This is a genomic window from Campylobacter sp. 2457A (genome assembly GCF_020135895.1).
GTDB classification, from domain to species: domain Bacteria; phylum Campylobacterota; class Campylobacteria; order Campylobacterales; family Campylobacteraceae; genus Campylobacter_D; species Campylobacter_D taeniopygiae.
The window spans coordinates 1-1,064 of record NZ_JACHTO010000067.1; the positions used below are offsets into that span (position 1 = coordinate 1).

General features: G+C 24.1%; 1 protein-coding gene. It reads left to right on the forward strand.

All coding sequences use genetic code 11. The features are described 5' to 3' along the window. Positions 1-41: 41 nt before the first annotated feature. On the forward strand, positions 42-1,064 hold a 1,023-nt coding region (locus H2280_RS08325), incomplete at its 3' end, for a DUF2972 domain-containing protein (RefSeq protein ID WP_337216247.1).

Below are 1,064 nucleotides of genomic sequence, written 5' to 3' on the forward strand. Positions count from 1 at the left end.
AGTTTATGTGGTTTTTTAATTGTTGTAGTGGTTCAAATGCAATGTATAGATTTTTCGATTATTGTAATATAACTGCTAAAACTCATCCAGCATTAACTGGAGAAGTTATGTATAAAGATATGTATTGTTACATGAATAACAGTAAATATTCAATAGCTGTTATTCCACCTTTTATGCAAAATTTTTATCATAATGATAGACATATGAATGATAAACTTTTACACTTATATCATAAAGCTACTGATTTGATTTTTATCGCGAGAGATCCTATAAGTATATGCAAAACAACTTTAAATCATATCAATAATCCAAAAGTATGGGAAAGCATCACTTTTGACATGAGGCATGTTGATTTAAATAAGGAAAGTCAATTTTCTTTTCCTAAAATGTTTTATGCTTTTTCAGAGGGTGTGCCTAATATTGAAGATTTATATAAAGTCATCGATTTTGGAGAATTTTTATTTACAATAGATAGAAGAATTGCTTTTTTGAAAAAAAATATTAAAAATATTAAATGTTTAGATTTTTCACAAATAAATTATGATAATGCATATGATACCTTTTTAAAATTATCTAAAGATTATAATTTTTCAGTTCCAAAAGATCCATCAGTTTTTCAAAATAGAGTAGATAGTGATAATGGAAGTTTGATTGTATTACCAGTTGAGTTGTTTTACGCGCACAAAGATAGAAAAATTACATTTTTGGTTACTACAGAGCAATTGGTAATTTTAAATCCTATTAGAGATAAATATAAAAATATCACAGAAAATATTATTAATTTTGAATTTAAATACCGTAATATTATTGTTTTATTAAATTTTGATGATTGGAAATTAATCGAAAATGATAAGAATTTATTTTTCAATTGTCAGAAAAAAATTCAAGAATATTTAATAGCATTGGAAAAAAATGAAGAAAAAATAATTAAAAATGCTCTTACCGAAAGAGATATCTTGGATTATTTAAAAGAAAATAAAGCAATGAGAATTGCGTTAAAAAACTATATAGACAATAATTTTAATTACGTTCGAGAAAATCATCCAGAATATATAAGCAAGTGG